At 44.7% G+C, this 20,044-nt stretch carries 19 protein-coding genes and 1 pseudogene; 11 read left to right on the top strand and 9 right to left on the bottom strand.

Annotated elements, in window-relative coordinates:
• The first annotated feature begins 25 nt into the window (after positions 1 to 25).
• Together L4C42_RS05395 and L4C42_RS05400 are read left to right on the top strand one after the other, a co-directional pair.
• The gene (locus L4C42_RS05395) at positions 26 to 880 is read left to right on the top strand and encodes an ABC transporter ATP-binding protein (RefSeq protein ID WP_353499112.1); all 855 of its coding nucleotides are present in this window, start codon (positions 26 to 28) and stop codon (positions 878 to 880) included.
• A gap of 37 nt (positions 881 to 917) precedes the next feature.
• On the top strand, positions 918 to 1,727 hold the full coding sequence (locus L4C42_RS05400) for an ABC transporter ATP-binding protein (RefSeq protein ID WP_353499113.1): 810 nt from the start codon (positions 918 to 920) through the stop codon (positions 1,725 to 1,727).
• A gap of 69 nt (positions 1,728 to 1,796) precedes the next feature.
• On the opposite strand, the gene L4C42_RS05405 is transcribed toward L4C42_RS05400, so the two are convergent.
• Together L4C42_RS05405 and L4C42_RS05410 are read right to left on the bottom strand one after the other, a co-directional pair.
• Positions 1,797 to 2,939: an iron-containing alcohol dehydrogenase gene (locus L4C42_RS05405; RefSeq protein ID WP_418642336.1), complete on the bottom strand. Its 1,143-nt coding sequence runs from the start codon at positions 2,937 to 2,939 to the stop codon at positions 1,797 to 1,799.
• A 176-nt stretch (positions 2,940 to 3,115) separates the two neighbouring features.
• A complete protein-coding gene (locus tag L4C42_RS05410) occupies positions 3,116 to 3,730 on the bottom strand; it encodes a hypothetical protein (protein ID WP_429759705.1) in 615 nt (204 codons plus the stop codon).
• A 436-nt stretch (positions 3,731 to 4,166) separates the two neighbouring features.
• On the opposite strand from L4C42_RS05410, the gene L4C42_RS05415 reads away from it, so the two are divergent.
• Entirely contained in the window at positions 4,167 to 6,569 is a 2,403-nt protein-coding gene (locus L4C42_RS05415) for a chitinase C-terminal domain-containing protein (RefSeq protein ID WP_429759792.1), read from the top strand.
• A gap of 103 nt (positions 6,570 to 6,672) precedes the next feature.
• Here L4C42_RS05415 and glgC read toward each other — a convergent pair whose 3' ends face one another.
• The 4 genes from glgC to amrB form a co-directional block, all read right to left on the bottom strand.
• Complete coding sequence (gene glgC, locus L4C42_RS05420) at positions 6,673 to 7,890, bottom strand: glucose-1-phosphate adenylyltransferase (RefSeq protein ID WP_353499116.1); 1,218 nt, start codon at positions 7,888 to 7,890, stop codon at positions 6,673 to 6,675.
• A gap of 380 nt (positions 7,891 to 8,270) precedes the next feature.
• The gene (gene idi, locus L4C42_RS05425; RefSeq protein ID WP_353499117.1) at positions 8,271 to 8,807 is read right to left on the bottom strand and encodes an isopentenyl-diphosphate Delta-isomerase; all 537 of its coding nucleotides are present in this window, start codon (positions 8,805 to 8,807) and stop codon (positions 8,271 to 8,273) included.
• A 152-nt stretch (positions 8,808 to 8,959) separates the two neighbouring features.
• The gene (amrA, locus tag L4C42_RS05430; protein ID WP_353499118.1) at positions 8,960 to 9,559 is read right to left on the bottom strand and encodes an AmmeMemoRadiSam system protein A; all 600 of its coding nucleotides are present in this window, start codon (positions 9,557 to 9,559) and stop codon (positions 8,960 to 8,962) included.
• Positions 9,534 to 10,328, bottom strand: coding sequence for an AmmeMemoRadiSam system protein B (gene amrB / locus L4C42_RS05435; protein WP_429759708.1), 795 nt, complete (start codon positions 10,326 to 10,328; stop codon positions 9,534 to 9,536). The genes amrA and amrB overlap by 26 nt, the downstream gene beginning before the upstream one ends.
• Before the next feature lie 122 nt (positions 10,329 to 10,450).
• On the opposite strand from amrB, the gene amrS reads away from it, so the two are divergent.
• Both amrS and L4C42_RS05445 read left to right on the top strand, forming a co-directional pair.
• On the top strand, positions 10,451 to 11,515 hold the full coding sequence (gene amrS, locus L4C42_RS05440; protein ID WP_429759710.1) for an AmmeMemoRadiSam system radical SAM enzyme: 1,065 nt from the start codon (positions 10,451 to 10,453) through the stop codon (positions 11,513 to 11,515).
• A 137-nt stretch (positions 11,516 to 11,652) separates the two neighbouring features.
• Complete coding sequence (locus tag L4C42_RS05445) at positions 11,653 to 11,802, top strand: hypothetical protein (RefSeq protein WP_239670984.1); 150 nt, start codon at positions 11,653 to 11,655, stop codon at positions 11,800 to 11,802.
• 112 nt (positions 11,803 to 11,914) lie between these two features.
• On the opposite strand, the gene L4C42_RS05450 is transcribed toward L4C42_RS05445, so the two are convergent.
• Positions 11,915 to 12,421, bottom strand: coding sequence for a hypothetical protein (locus L4C42_RS05450; protein ID WP_112462838.1), 507 nt, complete (start codon positions 12,419 to 12,421; stop codon positions 11,915 to 11,917).
• Positions 12,422 to 12,930: 509 nt separating this feature from the next.
• Positions 12,931 to 13,548: a TfoX/Sxy family DNA transformation protein gene (locus tag L4C42_RS05455; protein WP_353499122.1), complete on the bottom strand. Its 618-nt coding sequence runs from the start codon at positions 13,546 to 13,548 to the stop codon at positions 12,931 to 12,933.
• A 266-nt stretch (positions 13,549 to 13,814) separates the two neighbouring features.
• On the opposite strand from L4C42_RS05455, the gene L4C42_RS05460 reads away from it, so the two are divergent.
• The 4 genes from L4C42_RS05460 (at position 13,815) to L4C42_RS05475 (ending at position 15,925) form a co-directional block, all read left to right on the top strand.
• Complete coding sequence (locus L4C42_RS05460; RefSeq protein WP_353499123.1) at positions 13,815 to 14,135, top strand: cupin domain-containing protein; 321 nt, start codon at positions 13,815 to 13,817, stop codon at positions 14,133 to 14,135.
• Positions 14,136 to 14,181: 46 nt separating this feature from the next.
• Positions 14,182 to 14,397 carry a DUF3820 family protein gene (locus L4C42_RS05465; RefSeq protein ID WP_353499124.1) on the top strand — a complete coding sequence of 72 codons (216 nt, stop codon included), beginning with the start codon at positions 14,182 to 14,184 and terminating at the stop codon, positions 14,395 to 14,397.
• 274 nt (positions 14,398 to 14,671) lie between these two features.
• Positions 14,672 to 14,956, top strand: coding sequence for a hypothetical protein (locus L4C42_RS05470; protein WP_353499125.1), 285 nt, complete (start codon positions 14,672 to 14,674; stop codon positions 14,954 to 14,956).
• Positions 14,957 to 14,959: 3 nt separating this feature from the next.
• The gene (locus L4C42_RS05475; RefSeq protein ID WP_429759714.1) at positions 14,960 to 15,925 is read left to right on the top strand and encodes a hypothetical protein; all 966 of its coding nucleotides are present in this window, start codon (positions 14,960 to 14,962) and stop codon (positions 15,923 to 15,925) included.
• A gap of 62 nt (positions 15,926 to 15,987) precedes the next feature.
• Here L4C42_RS05475 and L4C42_RS05480 read toward each other — a convergent pair whose 3' ends face one another.
• Positions 15,988 to 19,167 (bottom strand): HD domain-containing phosphohydrolase, encoded by a 3,180-nt coding sequence (locus tag L4C42_RS05480; RefSeq protein ID WP_429759716.1) that lies wholly within the window; start codon positions 19,165 to 19,167, stop codon positions 15,988 to 15,990.
• 344 nt (positions 19,168 to 19,511) lie between these two features.
• Between L4C42_RS05480 and L4C42_RS05485 the strand changes: the two are divergent.
• Positions 19,512 to 19,580: pseudogene (locus L4C42_RS05485) on the top strand (putative quorum-sensing-regulated virulence factor); the annotation flags it as partial.
• Between the two features lie 90 nt (positions 19,581 to 19,670).
• The gene (locus L4C42_RS05490; protein ID WP_429759718.1) at positions 19,671 to 19,913 is read left to right on the top strand and encodes a hypothetical protein; all 243 of its coding nucleotides are present in this window, start codon (positions 19,671 to 19,673) and stop codon (positions 19,911 to 19,913) included.
• Positions 19,914 to 20,044: the final 131 nt, after the last annotated feature.

Raw genomic sequence — 20,044 nt, forward strand, 5'->3', positions numbered from 1 at the left:
GAGTAGCGAGCAGGGAGAGGTAATAATGCAAGATGATGTGATATTAAGTGTAAGAGACCTCGCGGTACGTTTTTATAACGATGAGGGTAATCGTGAGGTACTGCACGGCGTGAGTTTCGATGTAAAAGCGGGGCGCACTTTGGGTATTGTGGGTGAATCTGGAAGTGGAAAGAGTGTTACTGCCATGTCTATTATGGGACTTTTGCCAAAACCATACGGAGAGGTCACAGCAGGACAGATTCTATATCGTGATACTGATTTACTTCAGTTAATACCTGAGCAAATGTACGCGATGCGGGGTGACCGAATATCGATTATCTTCCAAGACCCTATGACAGCGCTAAATCCAGTGCAGAGCGTTGGCAAACAGCTCAATGAGGTGTTGGAGCTGCATCGTCCGGAGCTGAACAAAGTCGAGCGTCGTGCTACGTCATTGGAGATGCTCACTAAGGTTCGGATACCACTTCCGGAAAAGCGTCTTGATGAGTATCCTCACAACCTGTCTGGGGGAATGCGTCAACGCGTTATGATAGCAATGGCGCTCGCTTGTAAGCCTGACATCTTGATATGCGATGAACCTACCACGGCGCTCGATGTCACTGTGCAGGCGTCTATTTTGGAACTTATGCAGGAGCTACAGCGAGAGACTGGTATGTCGATGATTTTTATCACACATGATCTAGGCGTCGTAGCTGAGATCTGCGATGACGTAGCAGTGATGTTCGCGGGGCGAATTGTCGAACAAGCCGATGTCTTTGAGCTCTTTGATCATCCTAAGCATCCATACACCGAACGTTTACTGGGTCTGATACCGAGCTTAGAGAATCCACCAAAACACAAAATTGATATTAAACCGATTACCGAAGACATGTTCCATTAAGGTAATCCTTTGAGTTACAGACTCTTAAGGTATTTAGATGAGTGAATTACTGAAGATAACGGACTTGAAGCAGTATTTTCGATCTGGCAGTGGCATTTTCCGTCGCGGCTACGTGATGAAAGCGGTGGATGGCGTTTCATTATCGATAAAGTGCGGAGAAACGCTGGGACTTGTCGGGGAGTCAGGATGTGGCAAAAGCACATTGGGCAGAACGATTTTAAAGCTGCTTGAGCCGGGTGATGGAAAAATATTCTTTGAAGGCAACGACATTACTAAGCTGTCGCCAAAGGCTATGCGTCCGCTTCGCAAAAAAATGCAAATTGTGTTTCAAGATCCAATGGAGTCATTGAACCCAAGGCACACTGTTGGGATGATTTTGGAAGAGCCGTTTATCATCCATAAATTAGGAAATCCGATCGAGAGGCAGAAATGGGTAAGAGAACTACTTGAGAAAGTAGGCCTGCCAGAAGACGCCATTGATCGATATCCCCATGAGTTTTCTGGTGGGCAGCGTCAAAGGATTGGAATAGCGCGAGCTATAGCGGTTAAACCTAAGCTGCTTATCTGCGATGAATCCGTATCGGCTCTCGATGTATCGGTGCAGGCGCAAATTCTCAACTTGCTGCTCGATTTACAGCGTGAACTCAATTTGGCCATTATTTTCATTTCCCATGATCTGTCGGTGGTGAGACACGTTTCGGATAATGTTGCGGTGATGAAAGCGGGCAGGGTCGTGGAATATGGCACTAGTGATGAGGTGTATCGCACACCAAAGCATGACTATACGAAGACTTTGTTATCCGCTATACCTATTACTCACCCAAAATATCGAAAATCAAGAAGCTAGATAAACTTCATTAATTACACAAAAAAGCTCGGGCAAAAATGACCGAGCTTTATGTATAAAAAGGGCTATTTACAACGCGTTTTCTAAGATCTGACGTGATACATCTATGGTGATGGCTTGATTTTCACCAAGCTTGAGATAGCCGTTGTCTTCGAGTTTCTTAATCACCGCTTCTACAGCCTCAGATTTGTCGCCTTCAACTTCTGAAAGGCGCGTATCTACCTTCAATTTGGCATAGAAAGCCTCGATTGCATTGATGGTGCGTTCGGCTAAATCGTCACTCGACGAGAGACCGAATACGTTTCGACCCATCTGCTCGATTTTTCCTTGCTTAAACTCCATTTGGCTGCGAAGTAGTGACGGCTGAACAATGGCTAGCGAACGTGCGTGATCCACGTGCCAAAGGGCAGTAAGCTGGTGGCCTATCATATGCGTCGCCCAATCTTGTGGCATACCAGTACCAATTAGGCCGTTTAGAGCTTGGTTCGCTGTCCACATTAGATTCGCTCGCCATGCATCATCACGTTGCTCAAACGAGTCTCCGAGCACTATTAGATTGCGAAGCAGCACTTCAGCATAACCTTCTTGAACCATGTGACCTGTTGGCGAGGTGATGTATTGCTCGCAGACGTGTACCCAAGCGTCAACTAAGCCATTGATCAGTTGGCGTTCAGGTAGAGTTTTCATAGCATCTGGGTCTAGAACAGCGAATGCGGGTCTGACAGTAGGCGATAGGAAACCGAGCTTTTCTTGGGTCGCTTTCTTAGTCACAACGGCGCCCATGTTTGACTCAGAGCCGGTAGCTGGCAGTGTGAGTACGACACCTAGCGGAATCGCAGTTTCTGGTTTGTAGACTCCGGTGATCAGATCCCAACTATCGCCATCGTGCAAAGACGCGGCGGCCACGTATTTGGTGCCATCTATGACGCTACCGCCACCCACAGCAAGCAAATACGTGACGTTTTCTGCTTTCACTATGTCGATGGCTTTATCAAGAGTTTCTTTTGTTGGATTAGCCTCAACGCCGGAGAACTCGAGCCACTCATGATCGCCCAGTGCCGCGGTTACTTGGTCATAAACGCCGTTCTTTTTGATAGAGCCGCCGCCGTAGATAACGAGGACTTTTGAATCTTTTGGGATGCTATTGGTGATCTGTTCAATCTGACCTTGGCCAAAGTGAATCACAGTAGGGTTTACGTAGCTGAATTTCATGACTTTGCCTTTTGACTAGTATAGGTAGCTTTGGATGTATTGCTTTGTATGTATAATCTGGAGAATTGATTCCCGGTTAATTTAATGCTGTTACTTATACTTGGGGCAAATAGATCAGGCTTCAAGGGGAAGCCTGAGTCAGATTGGTTTATTTCGAAGAGTGTGATGGTGTCAAATTAGCTACAATTTGGCGCGCTACCTGCGATTTGACGCTCTTGTTGAAGCTCTTTGTGTAAAGCTTCCAACTGGACTTTTGCTTGGTTTACATCGTTCATACTAGAGCTGAGTTTGACGTATTTGCTCACCGCTCTATCAACACCTTCTGTGTTGTCACGGTCGTAATCAATCAAGCCTTGCATGGCGACGCCTGCTTCTTTGTAGGATTGCTGTGACGCTTCCTCAGCTCTTAGTGCAGCACGGTAAGCATCATCATGCTGACAAGCTATCAATGCTGTTACGGAGCTTTCTAAATCGGGACCGAATTCAAGCGTTGGTTTTGCCGGTGGAGGTGGGGCGCTTTCCGACGCTTGCTTGGCTTCTGCCTGTTGGTCTTTGGCATACCCATCCACAGCACCTGCAGTCCCCCCAGCCAGAGCGCCAGCTGTTACGTTGCGGCTCAAACGATATGTATCGACTTCACCATCAACAATGAGGTCAGTTAATGCGCCAAGCATTCCAGCAGACACTGCGCCTACAGCTGCGCCTTCTGCGGCTCCTTGGGTTGTGTTGGCACCGCACCCCACTAGCAAACTAGCTGCGATAGCACTCGCTAAAAGCGATTTTAACTTCATGGTTTCCATCCTATGTAACCGACTGTAATAAAAGCATTATAGGACGATTTTGTTGAAAATAGATCGACAAAATCTGAATTGCTTTTTGACCGACTAAAAAACAGTATTTTTGTCTAGAGCGAAACGCTGTAGATGAAAGGTTATGTAACATTCTTCACCATCGAAAAATTGGGTTGTTGCTGCAAATTAAGTTCTAGTCATTTACATCTAAGTAGCAAATTATTGCGAGGCATTTCTTAATAAAACCTATTAAAAATCTCAATAAGCGCAAATTTCACCCACTTAATTTTCTTGGTAACTAAAGTGTTTGTGATTTATCAATCGGTCGCTAGCTATATATTCTTCAGGTGAATGGGCTTGTTGGGTATGGATGTCTAGTGTTAAACACTGCTTAATGGAAAATAAACCAATGGAAAATTCTATTCAGAAGGAGCTGGTGAATACTGGCAGTAAACTGAGTTTACTGGCTGTTATTTGCGCTGCTACGATCTACTCACCAATTTCAGCTGCAACTACTACGCAGCCTGACTGTCGACCTGATGGTCTCTATCAAACCCCAGGTGTTCAAGTTCCCTACTGCACGATTTACGATGCAGAAGGGCGCGAGATCATGGGAGCCGATCACCCAAGACGAGTGATTGGCTATTTCACCAGTTGGCGTTCTGGTGATGACCCGCAGGCTGCCTATCTTGTTAGTGACATACCTTGGGAGCAGCTCACTCATATCAACTATGCATTTGTCAGTATAGGCTCTGATGGCCAGGTTAATGTTGGTGACGTTAACGATCCGACCAACGTAGCAGTTAATAAAGAATGGTCTGGGGTAGAAATCGATCCCGCTCTTGGCTTTAAAGGACACTTTGGTGCACTGGCGACAGCTAAAAAGAAACACGGTGTAAAAACGCTTATTTCAATTGGTGGCTGGGCTGAGACCGGTGGTCACTTTGCTCCAGATGGTACACGAATCGCCGATGGCGGTTTTTATACGATGACGACCAACGCCGATGGATCTGTAAACACCCAAGGTATCGAGACGTTTGCCAGCTCTGCTGTTGAAATGATGCGAAACTATCAATTTGATGGTTTAGACATTGATTACGAATACCCAACTTCAATGTCAGGAGCGGGTAACCCAGATGATAAAGCCTTTGCCGAGTCCAGGCGCCCGCATTTGTGGAAGTCTTACGAAGTCCTAATGAAGGTGCTGCGTGAGAAGCTTGATGCGGCGAGTGCGCAAGATGGCGTTCATTACATGCTGACGATCGCAGCACCTTCGTCGGGCTACTTGTTACGTGGTATGGAAACCATGTCCGTTAATCAGTACCTCGATTACGTTAATATCATGACCTACGATTTGCACGGTGCCTGGAACGACCACGTGGGTCACAACGCAGCGCTCTATGATACGGGCAAAGATTCTGAACTTGCGATGTGGAATGTTTATGGCACTGCCGCTTATGGTGGGATTGGTTATCTGAATACGGATTGGGCGTATCATTACTTCCGCGGCTCGATGCCAGCAGGTCGAATCAATATTGGTGTTCCTTATTACACTCGTGGATGGCAGAACGTTACCGGTGGTACCAATGGCTTATGGGGTAGGGCACCGTTACCAAGTCAATCAGAATGTCCAGCGGGCACGGGTGAAGGTGAGAAGAACAACTGTGGCTATGGTGCGCTGGGTATCGATAACATGTGGCATGACAAAGATGCCAATGGCAATGAGATGGGCGCAGGCTCTAACCCAATGTGGCATGCCAAAAACCTTGAAAAGGGTATTTGGGGCTCTTACGCCGAGGCGTATGGCCTAGATCCAGTGAATGATCCTACCGATAAGTTTGTTGGTACCTATACGCGTAACTACGACAGTGTTGCAGTGGCTCCTTGGTTATGGAATGCAGAGAAAAATGTCTTCCTTTCCACTGAAGATGTCGATTCTATCAATACCAAAGCGCAGTACGTCATCGACAAGGAGATTGGTGGCATTATGTTTTGGGAGTTAGCGGGTGACTATAACTGCTACGTCCTTGATGCTAATGGTAACCGTGGTGCAGTTGATTTAACGGAGAGTGCGTGTGCGACGGGTAATGGTGAGTACCATATGGGTAACAGCATGACCAAGGCCATGTACGACAAGTTCTTGAGTGCTACGCCTTATGGCAACAAAGTTGCTACAGGAGGGGTGCCTGAAAAAGCGGTGGATATCACGGTTTCCATCAGTGGTTTCAAAGTCGGTGACCAAAACTATCCAATTAATCCGAAAGTGACCTTTACCAACAACACGGGCAGCGATCTTCCTGGTGGTACTGAGTTCCAGTTTGATATTCCTGTTTCTGCGCCAGATAATGCGAAAGACCAATCGGGTGGTGGTTTGAAGGTGATTGCTTCGGGCCACACGAGAGCGAACAATATTGGTGGTCTTGATGGATTAATGCATCGAGTAGCGTTCAGTTTACCAAGTTGGAAGAACTTAGCGGCTGGTGCCACTTACGATCTGGATATGGTGTATTACTTGCCAATTTCTGGGCCTGCTAATTACACCGTGAATGTAAATGGCTTAGATTACGCGTTCGCATTTGAGCAGCCTAATCTTCCGCTTGCAGACCTAAATGCAGGTGGCGGTAACGGTGGTGGTACAGGCGGTGGGGGTAGTGATACTTGTAGTCTTACAGGCGTAAACGAGTACCCGAATTTCCCTAACCTTGATTGGGAAGGCAAGCCAAGTCACGCCAGCGGTGGTGATAAGATGAGCTATCAAGGTGTCGTATATAAAGCGAAGTGGTGGACGAATTCGGTACCGGGAAGTGATGGAAGCTGGGAAAAAGTGTGTGTTATCTAATACACGAGAGTAACGAACACCCATGAACAAAAGCCGCTCGGGGGAGAGCGGCTTTTCTGTATTTTTTTAATTGGGTATTATTCAAGGAGAAACAATAGCTTAACTATTCAAAAACATAGCCTTCAGGGATCACTACAATGCCTTTCTCTGAAATATGAAAGCGTCGAGCGTCTTCTTTCGGGTTCACGCCGATCACTGTGCCATCAGGAATATTGACGTGCTTATCGACGATACAGTTGACCAACTGACAGCCTTCCCCCACCGTCACTTCACCAAACAAGATGCTATCGGCAATGGTTGCGCCATCATTGATACGTACATTGGATGACAAAATGGAATGGTGTACAGAGCCGCCGGAGTTCACCACGCCATTGGCGATAATAGAGTTAATAAAAATACCTTCGTTACCCGTCGCCGAAGGTACAGTGCGCGCTGGTGGAAGCTGAGGCTCGTAGGTGCGAATTCCCCAGTTTTCTTGATATAAGTTCATGGGAGGAACGGGCTCTAGCAAATCCATATTTGCTTCATAAAAAGAATCAATGGTGCCGACATCACGCCAGTAACAATCACGCGCTACACGACCCTTGTCATCACCAAAGTTGTATGCGTAGACTCCTTGCGAGTCGATAAGTTTAGGTATGATGTCCTTACCAAAGTCGTGACTTGAACTGTCGAGCTCCGCATCTTGCTCCAGTGCTTGTTGCAGCGCTTCCATTTCAAACACATAAATCCCCATAGAAACCAAAGAACGATTTGGATCGTCTGGCATTGAGGCAGGATCGCTCGGTTTTTCGTAAAAGTCGGTGACTTGCTTTTGCTCGTTGGTGGCCATAACACCAAAGGCCGTTGCTTCTTCTCGAGGGACGTCCATGCAGGCCACAGTGAGTTTAGCACCACTTTGTTTGTGTTCCTGGACCATGGCTTCGTAGTCCATGCGATAGATGTGGTCGCCGGACAAAACCACCACATGCTTGGCTTCACTTCGCGACAGCAGCCACATATTGTGATAAATCGCGTCCGCAGTTCCTTCGTACCAAGCTCCTCCCTTTCTCATCTGTGGGGGGACTACAGTAATGTATTCTTTGAGTTCTGGGTTGAAGATGGACCAACCATCACGGATATGTTTATGTAAAGAATGGGATTTGTACTGGGTCAGAACCAATATTTGACGAAGGCCTGAATGCAAACAGTTGGTTAGCGTGAAGTCGATGATCCGATATTTTCCGCCAAAAGGAACTGCTGGCTTGGCTCTGTCATCGGTTAGGGGGCTTAACCGTGAGCCCATGCCGCCCGCGAGGACGATGGTAAGAACGTCTTGCATCTTATTTCTCCCTGAAATTGTGCAATTAGAGTAGGTCTAGTCTTTTACCTTTCAAGAAACACGCCAGAGGCTAACGTGTTGAATATCAATGAAGAGCTTAGTTGTTGACGGTGTGATTGCACCAATTTAGGGATGAAGTATGACAGGATGCACGTTTGTTGTGCTTGAGATTTATTGATGTTTCAACTTGGTGCAAAACAAGGCAGATATTGGGGTTATTGCGTTGTGAGCAGCTATTTGTCACCAAACAAGATTAAAGCTGTACAGCACTTGTCTTGAAAGCCAATTGTGTTCTTGTTTTACATTGTAAATTGAAGCGGCGAATCGACACTAAAATTTGCGAGTTAGTGCCGATTCTCTAGATGAGTGATGTGCAATGATCAGTCGTTGAGATGCGCTGTGACTTTATTTAAGACCAGTTTAAACCAGGCGGTATAGGCTTGCGGCTGAGCGATTATTCCCTGTTCAATCGCACTGATCGTTTGCCATTCACACGTTTCTGCCTCGCGGGGGTTGATATCTAATGTGACATCGCTGCTTTGTGCAATCACAATATGATCCAACTCGTTTTCTGTAAGGCCATTGTCGAACTTGGCAAGATAGCTAATAGTACCGATATCGGTAAATGTTAAAGCGTCTCGGATACCGAGCTCTTCTTCTAGGCGACGTTTTGAGGCATGAATGATGTCTTCGTCGGGTCTAGGGTGAGAGCAGCAGGTGTTGCTCCAAAGTCCACCACTGTGATACTTGTTTGACGCACGTTTTTGCATTAGGAACTCAAGTTCACCATCACGATAGCGATACAGCATGACTGAAAAGGCTAGGTGACGAAAGCCCATTCGGTGTGCATCTAACTTATCTTCGGTTCCAATTGGGTTTCCAAATTTATCGACAACAACAACGAGATCTTCAAGCATAGGTACTCTCATGGTGTGGCAACCGCGACATCCACTGTTCGCTGTACCAGTTTAAAAAGCTCACTCAACTCCTGTTGTGAGCGCGAATCATACCACCAAAGATTTAAATAGCACACAGATTGAAAGTACGGCGAGAAAATCAGTAAGATCGTCTACATTCTCCGGTACTTACGGCTCAATTTTTGAACGTCGAATACTTTTACCGTCATATCTTCTGGCCAATAGGTAGGGTGCCAGCCAGCTTTTTGTTTGAGGTGCTGAAGAAAATGAATAGGACTTGGTAGCTGCTCCCAAACCTGAGGAAGAAACAGTGCGGCTTTTTTTTCATCAGACAACGTCAGTCCACATTTGTTATTGGTAAGATAAGCAATGAGTGCGGATTCAGAAACAACATCGAGGGATTTAGGCTCCGTCAGAACCGATATTTCGATCTCCAAACCATCGACTTGCGATTTTTGCAGTGGTAGAAACCGTTTATCCTGACAGCAACTCGCCCAAGCTTTGCGCATCACCTCTAGAACTAATGGCACTTTAGGGACTGTGGTTCCAATGCAGCCTTGAAGCTGGCCATCGACATGTAGACTGACAAAGCACGCGCCTTTTTCTGCTATGGCTTTTGGATAGTCGTCAAGTCGCACTTTAGGTAAAGGCTTTTCCGCCAAATAACAGCTCACGGTGACTTCAACCATATCGAGTAGCTTTGATAGTTCCTGATTGGTTAGCGTTTTATCTTGATATTGCGTAGCTGACATAACCTACCACCTTGTTTCTATCGCCATGAGGGCTGTCTCCTGAATTGGTGCGAGACAGTCGTTTTAATTGGCATCGTTGTTGTTTTATGAGCTTATTTGCTGCATTGATTCCAAGATAGCCGCAGGCTTCTTTACTTGTTAGCGGTTTACCAGCTTCTATTTTGTTACAGCTTTTAGTATCAATGTCGTCACACTCTTCGTAAGGATGGAAATGGCTGAGATCCGAGCTAATGACAAGGAGTGTTGTATCGTCCCAGTAAGGTTCGATTAGGTGAGCGACATCGATGGGATCTACCGTGCCAGTTAGCAAAGGAATCAACTCAAAATCGGACAAGCAATGCTGCAAAAAAGGTAGTTGCACCTCGAGGCAGTGCTCCTCAGCGTGGGCATGATCATTGTAGTGACAGTGAGGGTCGTTGACCATGTGTTCGATCGCCCTAGTGTCGAGAGGTATATTGCCAAGTGGAGTAGAAAAGCTGCGATGTTTCGGTAGCGCACAACCATGGAAGGCGACACGATGATTTGGACCCACTAAGAGTACTCGTTTAAATTGATTTTTCGTATCCTTTAGTAGGCTATAAGCCGCAGCTGCGGTAGAACCCGAGAAGATAAACCCTGCATGCGGAACAATCAGCCCTGACAACGGATGGTTGTCATCGAGTTTTGCGACCTCGTTATAAAGGGATAGCAACTGCGTGAGGTGTTGATGCAGCTGATTGGCATCGGCAAAGTAAAATCGACCCGCGACAGCGGTTGGTCGCACTTCCATGTCGCCTCCATAATCCCTGTAGGGCTAATCTATACTCTAATGAGTATAGATTTTGTGGAGCCTAGGTGCAGGCTGAAATAGCAATGTGATGGTCAAGGTGTGAGATGGGGTCAGTAGGTAGCATGTACCCGACAGAGTATTGGCAGCCGTTACCAGATGGCCGTATTCGTTGTACTTTGTGTCCGCGTTACTGCTCTTTAAGAGAAGGAAAGCGCGGTGCTTGCTTTGTACGTCAGGCACATCAAGGTGAAATTGTACTCACAACCTATGGCCGCTCCAGCGGATTTTGTATTGACCCGATTGAAAAGAAACCACTCAATCATTTTTATCCCGGTAGCTCAGTGCTCTCTTTTGGTACCGCTGGATGCAACCTCGGTTGTAAGTTTTGTCAAAATTGGAATATTAGTAAATCTCGTCAAATGGAGTCATTGAGTCGGCGAGCAACTCCTCAACAGATTGCAAACACCGCTAACGTTCATCATTGCGACAGTATTGCGTTCACCTACAACGACCCGGTTATTTTTTTAGAATACGCGGTCGAAACCGCTATGGCGTGTCGCGAAGTGAATATCCACACCGTTGCCGTGTCTGCTGGGTATATCAATGAAAAGCCGAGAGAGCAATTTTTCTCAGTGATAGATGCGGCTAATATTGATCTAAAAGCGTTTTCAGAACGCTTCTACAAAAAGCTTTGTGGTGGAGCGCTCGCACCTGTATTGGACACACTCAAATATTTGCATCAAGAGACATCTGTGTGGTTTGAGCTGACGACGCTATTGATCCCTGGCGAAAATGATAGTGAGCGCGAAATAGATCAAATGACTCAGTGGGTTGTCGAGCATTTAGGGTGCGATGTTCCACTTCATTTCAGCGCTTTTCATCCTGATTTTAAAATGATGGAAACGCCTCGGACACCTTCGAACACGCTTGTCATGGCGAGACATATAGCTTTGCGAAATGGGCTAAATTACGTATATGTAGGTAATGTCCATAATGAACAGTGCAGTAGCACCTATTGCCCAAACTGCGGTCATAAAGTGCTGAGTCGGAATTGGTTTGAGTTAGGAACTTGGGCGCTTACTGAAACGGGTCGGTGTAGTCATTGCGAAACTCAAATTGCCGGGCGTTTCGCCTCGAATTACAAACCCTTCGGAAGACGACGAATACCCGTTGATATTATTAAGTAAATCATAGAATTATCAGCAATAATTTAGAGCGTCTCAAAGTTGATAATGGAAATTATACTTTAGTCTTAAAGGGTTGATCGTTACCGATTGAGTCGCTAATGTAGTAGTTAAACAGACCGGAGTATCAGGAGATAGACATGGATGTAGTCGTAATGCTAACCAACGGACGTTTTGGTGTTCTTGAAGATTGTGACAAGCTTGAATTAGAAGGTCAGATGGTCGAGTGTTGGGTTGAGGAAGAAGAAGGCTTTGAACTAGCGACAGGTGAAGTGGAACGCGTTCTTTAGATTTTAATACCAACTAAATTAACAATAAAACCCCGCAATTGCGTTCGCTTTGCGGGGTTTTGTTATTTGCGCGTAGTAGTTTCTATTTAGCCGTTGTTGCTTAATAGCGTAATTAAGCTTGCTGTGCTGTTAGGGCACGCTTTTCAAGAAACTTAGCGATAGCAGTAACACCAGCAATGTACATCGCACCACCAAGAAGCGCTACAGCCATCCAAGAGAAACCGTGCTCAACAACGTGATCTTTGTGAAGAATACACATTACTACGTACGCGAATGTGATGTAGCTGAATGCAAAGTGAGCGATAGGACCCATGCCGATAGTGACAAGTACTACACCAGCAACGTAGATGTAGAATGCGTTCTCACCACCAACGACTGGAGCTAGCGCACCAAGTGTTGCTGGGATCAACATACCCATTGCGATACCAACGATACCCGCTGCAAAGATGTTCTTTAGCTTAGATAGGTCGAACTTCGCCTCAAAGAAGAAAATAAGCGCTAGGAAAGCAGGCCATTTGTCGTGGATACCTAGTTTCTGAAGGATAACAGTGCCAGCTACGATCCAGATCGTTAGCATAAGCGTTTTAGTCATGTGCGCTGAGTTGAATACTTGATTCATGATTTGTTCTCATAGGGTGTGTGTAAGAAGTTTGGGCGCGGAGTCTATAGTGTGTTGCGTGTTGGGTCACTAGGGAAAAAATGGCAACCATAGTGAATATTGGAAGTATGAAGGTCTTATTGATAGCTATATGAATTGGTGTCTAAAACTTGAGCGTTGGCTATTTTGGAGCTGAATAAGGCGTAGGCTTGAATTAAGGGCGTCTATTAGAGCAAAAAAACTAATCGTAGGCGCTAACGCAAAAATGGCGCGATGGAATGTGGGTGTTTTGTTTGAGAAATGCCCAATTGAATGAAACTTACCCTCTCAGCCACATTTGGAAACAATGCTTCACGGTTTTACACTAGCTCGAAACGGTTTGATAAACATCTTCGCTACCAACACGCGGGTTAGGGTGATTTAATGAAACCTGTGTTTAGTTGTTCTGTCCACTTCAATTAACCACACACATCCAACATTGTATTGATGTTTGCCCTGCTGTGAAAACAGCAGGGCGTTTTTTTATTTGATTAATGTGTTGCGTAATCGCAGCCTGCTTGGTGGGTCAATGTTTGGCGCTGTGGTTCAGGTAGAATAGTCCAATGAATACCTTCTAATGCTCCAGCTATGCAAAATAGTAGGTTAACTCCAGGGTGTTTGTCTTGACTGATACACACTGCCTTGAAGGCATTGACTGGACCGCGCTCTCTTAGCTCGTCAATAGAATGAATTCCTGCTTTGCGAAGCATACGCTCGGTTTTGTACTGCATGTTTGGAAGGTCTTTGATTCGCGTTGGAGTCTCTTTGCGTACTTTCTCTTTAAGTCCCGCGCTCCAGACTTCTTCGCATAGAGTCGCTACTTGCTTTTGACTGTGCGCGACGGTTTCTGGCAGTGAGTAGTAGTTCGATAGACTAGGGTAGTTACGTGAATGCGCCCGCCAGTTAAACTCATAAGGTGTGCACCCTAGCGCCTTAAACTCTTCCTTCAAACTTGAACTGCTTGCCCTAAGGTAGATATCGTCGCCCTTTATTAGTGCAAACATGATCCCACCAGAGAGCACCCCTTTTCCTCCAAAAACAGAACGAACGCTAATGTCGTCCAGTGCGGTATGAGCTTCGATAGACTCTACAAAGGTTTCCAACATCATATTTCTCTCCTTGAAATGTACTTAGCGTCTTCAAATGACGGCTATCAAACTAAAACTGTGATACATCTTGCATTAAGTGTTCCAACTTTTAGCTTGGTTACAAAATTATGAGAGTTTTGCTGTTTAATCCGCTGGATACAGGTATGAATGTGGCGGCGAGTCATCCTGTCAGGTTCAATGAGAATTTGTTCTGCTTCAAGTATACTATTCCAATTCCAACTCAGATTTTGACATCACAGAACGAGGTGATGTGCCAGGAGTAAAACATGCAGGCCGGAAACATGTTCAGCCAAATTCCATCTCAACTACCCGAAGAGATATTCGAGGATCTCCTCACCACTGACAACCTGAGAATAGAGCGCATTCTTTCTGATGGGCATTTTACCCCAGAAGGAGACTGGTACGATCAAGAGCAAAGCGAATGGGTCATGGTGATGCAAGGTCAGGGGATCATTGAGTATCATGATGGTGCTATGCTGACCCTAAATGTTGGTGACTACGTGAATATTCCCGCGCACATCAAACACCGCGTTAAATCCACCTCTGCTGATGCCGTCACGATTTGGCTGGCTATTTTTTACGGCTAATCCTTTTTTAGACAGACTATTACGCAAAGAGAAAACGGTAACCGAAATGCTTCAGAAAGAAAACTTAATAAAACTAGCCCGTATGCAAATGCCTTTCGGTAAGTACGCCGGGCGAGTACTCATCGACCTACCGGAAGAGTATTTGCTTTGGTTTCGAAAGCAGGGTTTTCCGGAAGGGGAGCTGGGGCTTTTGATGGCGTTGGCCCTTGAGATGAAAATTGAAGGGCTAGATAGTGTCATAAAGCCCCTAAAGCGAATGTAATTTGCCACAGACTTAAATAAAAGACTTACTATGAATTTTGATATCGAAGCATTGAGACTTCATCAACTGGAAGTAATCTGCTAACCCCCCCTTAGTTTCTCCCAAAATAAGTCTTTCTTCTATTGAAAGAGTCAGACCGCGAGGCTGACTCAGTTTTCCCCTTTTGGCGTTAGAGCATATAATCTCTGACCAATCGGAGCGATGTAATACTCGACTTACGCATGCACACTTCTCTGTCTATACTCAAGCTATTCGTTTCGAAGGATATAACGCTATGAGTACTAAACTGAGCATCGTCTTAGTGGTGATTCTGTCTGCATTTGCTCTTGTATCTTGCCGAGATAACTCTGACCCAGAAACAAGAACAGACATTTCTAATTTTATGACATTTTTTCAGTCTATTAGCGCAAAGTACAACCCTCTCGGAGAAGAGATAATACAAGAAAGTTGCACACCCAAAATATTGCAACCCACAGATGCTATGCACACCAGAGGCACAGTCATTATGCTGCATGGATTTACCGCATGTAACCAGCAGTTTCTTGATTGGGCTGAGTAGTTGATGCAAGAGGGATACTATGTCGTTTTACCTTTATTACCCGCTCATGGCATCGATTTTGGAACCAAATACACCGACAAAGAAGGCAGCCTTTTAGCCAAAGAATCAGAGGTTTACGAAGAGTTTGCTAAGGATATGGTCGAACTTGCTGAAAATGCGCCTGGCCCAGATAAGATAATTGTTGGGTTAAGTGTCGGTGGAGCTATAGCCACTAAAGCAACACTCATTGGCGATGGTTTGTTCGACAAATCAATTATTCTATCGCCTTTCTTGGCTATTCCGGACACATATTCCAGTAACACCAACGATGAAGAATTATTACTAACATTAAATGAAGAGTTATCAGTTCTGGAAAGTGCTCTTTTAGGTTTAGCTGATGTCAGCGCATTGGATATGTCTACTATTTGGCAAACGATAGAAGCTGGAATGCTCTCAGTGGTTGGCAAAATCGGTAGAGATGCAGTAAAAGTACTACGAGCAGCAGCTGTGGTTCCTACGATAGATGTTGGATGGGGAGACGCGTGCGAATTAGAGAGAAATAGTGGCCGGGCTGGATATTGTAATTTCGAAGTGCAGCATATCTTTGCGGTAGATCAATTTGGTGAACGCACGCTATTAGCCCTTGAATCAATAACAAGCCTGAACACTAGAATTCAAATAATAGGAGTCGAGAACGTTGGCGGAGCAGACTCACTCGCAGTCAAAGAGCTAGCTAATTTAATGAACACTCGAACCCCTCAGTCTAGTTTCTGTCTCTACCCAGAAGGAATCGTGCCACATTCCTTTATCTCCAAATACGACAATATTGACCTTGTTGGCGATGTGCACGAAGGCGAAGACGTCCACGAGCTTGCATTACAGGAGATGAGAGAGCGATGGCTGGCCACATTTGAATCCGAAATAATGAGCTTCATCACTTCTGAGGATGCAGATTATTTTGAGGCCATCGATGGAACCCGCATTCTTTAACTTGTTTCTATCTAATTCAGAAAGTGACGTTTAAGTACACCTTAATATAAGGCTGTGCTTTTTTATGAGTGCTGATGTATATATTTACTCAGTTCCACTTCATCAATTTGGCTTTCTGGCAGATACGTTTCCGCGTATCTGAGATAGATCCCGCTAGATAAAAAGAGCTTAAACAAGTCCATGTCAAAATGATCATCCAGTGCCATTCTATACATGATGTCAACTGCAACACTGATAGGTTTGGCTTTTTTGTATGGTCTGTCTGAAGCAGTCAAGGCTTCAAAAATATCTGCAATAACCAAAATACGCTCAGGAATTGAGAGGTCGTCACCTGTTAATTTTCTCGGGTAGCCCGTTCCTTTGAGTGTTTCGTGGTGGGTTGATGCATATCTTGGAACACGACTTAGTTCTGACGGGAAAGGCAATCTTTCGAGCATTTTAATGCCGCTTATCGTATGTTCATTGATTTTAAAGCGATCTTCTTCTGTCAGCGTGCCACGGCGAATCGTTAGGTTATAAACTTCACCCAAGTTATACTGATGCTCTGGTACTTTCACATTGATATTCAACGCGGGATCATACTCTCGTGGACCCGTACGAGGCGTTATATGATCGTCCCTATCTTGAAGCAGTTTTTCTTTGGTTGGAACTGGCGTTGAGGGCTGGGTAATCGCTAACTCTTCTTGAGGGGATAGACCCAGTCTATCATCAAACTGACGCGTCCAAGTCTGTTCGGCAATCTGCTTAATACGCTCTATCTTTTCATCATCCATAAACTCACCGCCAACATTTGCAGTTGCGATAAACTCAAAGTCATCTTTTAGCGCTTGTTGTAGTACAGCGAGTTTTTGACGTAACTGAAGTTCGTCATCTGGTGATTGCATTAACTGTTTCAACATATCAATCTCAGCATCTCTCCACAATACTTCAAACCGCATTCTAACCTCATGAATTCGGTTATAGTTCGCTTCTAGCTTGCTCCCTTTATCGATAATGTGCTCAGGGGTCGTGATTTTTCCACAATCATGTAACCATGCGGCAATTCTAAACTCTCTGCGTTCATCATCATTCGCGAATTTAAAGGTTTTAAACTTGCCATTATCACAAGCTTCAACTGCTTCAGCGAGCATGATTCCAAGCTCAGGAACTCGATTACAGTGTCCGGCAGTATACGGCGACTTGTCATCGATCGCTTCCGCAATAAGTTTAATGATCGCCTCGATTAAATCTTGTTGAGTTTTCTCATGAGCCTGTATCTTGAAGCCCAAATCATGAACTGCGGTTGAAAGATCCCAAATCTCTTTGATCGGAGAGTCAATCAGTTTAAGTTGATCATACTGCCTTGCTTGAATTTTCAACGTTTCCTCGCGTAACAAATTTATTGGACGGACAATTGGACTTCCAAATACCCAGGCTAACGGCAACAATAGCAACATAATGCCTGCTGTAATTGCGATAGACGTTTGCACACGGTCTTTTACTCGGTTGAGAACAATTTCCTCTGATACAACCACAGCAAAGTATTCTTGGATACCACTCGCGCTACCGACCGTTGTGACAAAGAGATATTGCGGTTTTCCACCAATTTCGGCATAGATGAGCTTGTCTAACTCGCTTTTATCATCCGCTACTTGTATCAGCTTTTTATATGGAACCATTGCAGAGAACGCCGCACTTGGCTTGCCAAACTCTGCTTCTAACCATTTTTGACTTAGCGCAGTTCGTTGCTCAGTTGAGATATTGGTAATTGCTTGATTGAGAATAGGCAGCAGAGCCGCATCCGCTTGTTTTAAGACCATATAGAACTGATTAGAAAATTGCTGATTAACATCGCGCAAAGGTGGATGCACTTGCAAATTATAGTCGAATGACTGTGCGGCTTTATGCTTAACAATAGCATCGCTTTCCAATACTGCATCAACATCTCCATTTTTTAGGGCATCAAAGGCGAGGTGAAGCGAAGGAAACGTCATAATTTGTACATTAGGGAAAGCGCGATTCAGATCAGGAATAATGGACCAGCCAGCTAACATGCCCACTTTTTTCCCGGACAAACTTTCAAAATACTCGATCGTTTTTGTGTTGGCTTGTGTCACTAAGCTAAATGGTAATTGGTAAAGTGGTTCAGTAAATACACCGACGTCTTGCGTGCTACTGTTTTTTTGTATGGAGTGCAAGATATCAATCGATCCATTTTGATAATCAGAGACCAGTTCTTCCCAACTGCGGCCGTTGATATATTCAAATTCCAGGCCAGTATCGTTAGCAATTATGTCTAATAAATCAATTACATAACCTTTTGGTTCACCGGCCAAAGTAAAATCAATGGGCGCCCAATCGTTCTCGTTTGAAACCTTAAGCGGTTGGGTAGACTCAATCAGTTGACGCTGCTTGTCCGTTAGCGCGAATGGTTTTGAACTCGGGATGATGGTTTCTGCTTCCAAGATTTGATTTGATGCGACAATTTCTCCATTTTCAGAGTATAGATACACTTCTGCCGCTTCATCTTTATTATTCACTTTAATGTTTTCGGAGAAATTTGCTGCCAGAGATGAGAGAACAATGTCAACACCTATTACAGCCTTTCGACCTTCTATGGGTAAAGAATAAGTTTGTCCTGTCACTTGCCAGTTATGGAACAAATACGGTTCCGTTTTGGTCGGTGTCTCGTTGTTTTGAACTTTGTACCAAGGACGCTTTGTTGGGTAATAATTACTTGGCTCCACTTTTGTATCACGAATCGTAAAATCATCATCTAAAAAATAGGACTTCTTAATGCGATTCCCGGCCTCATCATAAAGGTGTGTCACCATTGCCCACCGATCTTGAGTAATCGCATCGGTTTTATCGCGAATTAATATAGAGGCATCGAGATTGACCAGTTGAAAAAACTCATCTTTTTCATTTGCAACATAAATACTGTACAGATTGTTGTTGGCGCGAAGGGCTTCAGCAAATAACTCAGCTAGCGGAAAAATATCATCTGTTGCTTCAAAATGTTGTTCGGAGATCTTAGCAAACAGCTTGGCGGTGTATGAGGCATCGTAGTCAAGTTTATTAATATACTCAGTTATCGTCGCAGCGGTGCGATTGTATCGTGAGAAAATATGTTCTTTTGAAAGTTCTTTGGCAAAGTGATATTGAAGGAAAATAGCAACCGATCCGGTGAGAAATGTCGCGATGATAAACATCCCACTTACCGTTATTCGAATAGAGATTTTTTTTCTCTGTTTGCGCTGCATTTGTAGCTCCTAGCCTTAAAGTAAGGAAATCCTTTCAATTTTTACAGTGTAGCAAGGGATTATCATTAACCAAGTGCCCTAAGTAAAACGTGACCTTTCCTATACTTCAGCTAATCCGTTATATCCTAATTTAGTAATGTAACTGACAGGCTTTTGTCCAGAGCAGTGCTGACCGAGGCATGTAATACGAACTTGCTTCTTTCCGTGTTTCAAGTCATTCCCTTGCAAAAGGGAGTCTCATTCAGCGCGTTGCAAAGCTGACAGTCACTTGGTCGATGATTTGCAGATATCTACACGCGGTAAGAGAGCCTTACTTTTATGAGGATGACGAATATATTGAAGGAAGATGGTTTGATAAAAAAGGCTTCCCTAATAGTGAACTGGGTGACTTATTGAAACTCTGCTTAGCGTAAAAGATTGAAGGGCTGGATAGTCTGGTTAAGTCCTTAAAACGCATGTAACCTACCGAAGAAATACCATTTATTTAAATAGAAAGAGTGACTATGAATTTTGATATCAATGCATTGAAACACCACCAACTTGTCGAAGACGGCCCACTAGAGGGGTGTTACATTCATCAGCCAGCCAAAGGCAGTCAGCAAGACGACAAAGCGGTTATGGCGGAGCGTGAAGCGCTGGAAAAAATGGGGTTTAAAGTCATGCAGGTTCAAGCCAAGGGCGGAACAACCACCTTTGCCGAGGCGATGCAAAAATTCGCGACAAAGACCGGGCACCAGCCCAAGTAATAATTAAGGGCAGTCGAACTGGTTTTAATTGTTGCGGATTGAGTGCTTTTTGTCTCACATTGGAATCCAAGGGTATTTTCTACGATTTTAATGGCATTTTTCACAACGCTCCGTTCTGTAAATACTATCTT

The organism is Vibrio wakamikoensis, assembly GCF_050337275.1.
Lineage (GTDB): Bacteria > Pseudomonadota > Gammaproteobacteria > Enterobacterales > Vibrionaceae > Vibrio > Vibrio chaetopteri.

What these genes read in the sequence shown, in the direction of transcription:
- amrA (WP_353499118.1), bottom strand. Translation starts at nt 9,559, where the DNA reads ATGTCAGCTACGCAATATCAAGATAAAACGCTAACCAATCAGGAACTA.
- L4C42_RS05400 (WP_353499113.1), top strand. Translation starts at nt 918, where the DNA reads ATGAGTGAATTACTGAAGATAACGGACTTGAAGCAGTATTTTCGATCT.
- L4C42_RS05410 (WP_429759705.1), bottom strand. Translation starts at nt 3,730, where the DNA reads ATGAAGTTAAAATCGCTTTTAGCGAGTGCTATCGCAGCTAGTTTGCTA.
- glgC (WP_353499116.1), bottom strand. Translation starts at nt 7,890, where the DNA reads ATGCAAGACGTTCTTACCATCGTCCTCGCGGGCGGCATGGGCTCACGG.
- L4C42_RS05450 (WP_112462838.1), bottom strand. Translation starts at nt 12,421, where the DNA reads ATGAATCAAGTATTCAACTCAGCGCACATGACTAAAACGCTTATGCTA.
- amrB (WP_429759708.1), bottom strand. Translation starts at nt 10,328, where the DNA reads ATGGAAGTGCGACCAACCGCTGTCGCGGGTCGATTTTACTTTGCCGAT.
- L4C42_RS05395 (WP_353499112.1), top strand. Translation starts at nt 26, where the DNA reads ATGCAAGATGATGTGATATTAAGTGTAAGAGACCTCGCGGTACGTTTT.
- amrS (WP_429759710.1), top strand. Translation starts at nt 10,451, where the DNA reads ATGTACCCGACAGAGTATTGGCAGCCGTTACCAGATGGCCGTATTCGT.
- L4C42_RS05470 (WP_353499125.1), top strand. Translation starts at nt 14,672, where the DNA reads ATGAGTACTAAACTGAGCATCGTCTTAGTGGTGATTCTGTCTGCATTT.
- L4C42_RS05490 (WP_429759718.1), top strand. Translation starts at nt 19,671, where the DNA reads ATGAATTTTGATATCAATGCATTGAAACACCACCAACTTGTCGAAGAC.
- L4C42_RS05405 (WP_418642336.1), bottom strand. Translation starts at nt 2,939, where the DNA reads ATGAAATTCAGCTACGTAAACCCTACTGTGATTCACTTTGGCCAAGGT.
- L4C42_RS05445 (WP_239670984.1), top strand. Translation starts at nt 11,653, where the DNA reads ATGGATGTAGTCGTAATGCTAACCAACGGACGTTTTGGTGTTCTTGAA.
- idi (WP_353499117.1), bottom strand. Translation starts at nt 8,807, where the DNA reads ATGCTTGAAGATCTCGTTGTTGTTGTCGATAAATTTGGAAACCCAATT.
- L4C42_RS05465 (WP_353499124.1), top strand. Translation starts at nt 14,182, where the DNA reads ATGCTTCAGAAAGAAAACTTAATAAAACTAGCCCGTATGCAAATGCCT.
- L4C42_RS05455 (WP_353499122.1), bottom strand. Translation starts at nt 13,548, where the DNA reads ATGATGTTGGAAACCTTTGTAGAGTCTATCGAAGCTCATACCGCACTG.
- L4C42_RS05475 (WP_429759714.1), top strand. Translation starts at nt 14,960, where the DNA reads ATGCAAGAGGGATACTATGTCGTTTTACCTTTATTACCCGCTCATGGC.
- L4C42_RS05460 (WP_353499123.1), top strand. Translation starts at nt 13,815, where the DNA reads ATGCAGGCCGGAAACATGTTCAGCCAAATTCCATCTCAACTACCCGAA.
- L4C42_RS05480 (WP_429759716.1), bottom strand. Translation starts at nt 19,167, where the DNA reads ATGCAGCGCAAACAGAGAAAAAAAATCTCTATTCGAATAACGGTAAGT.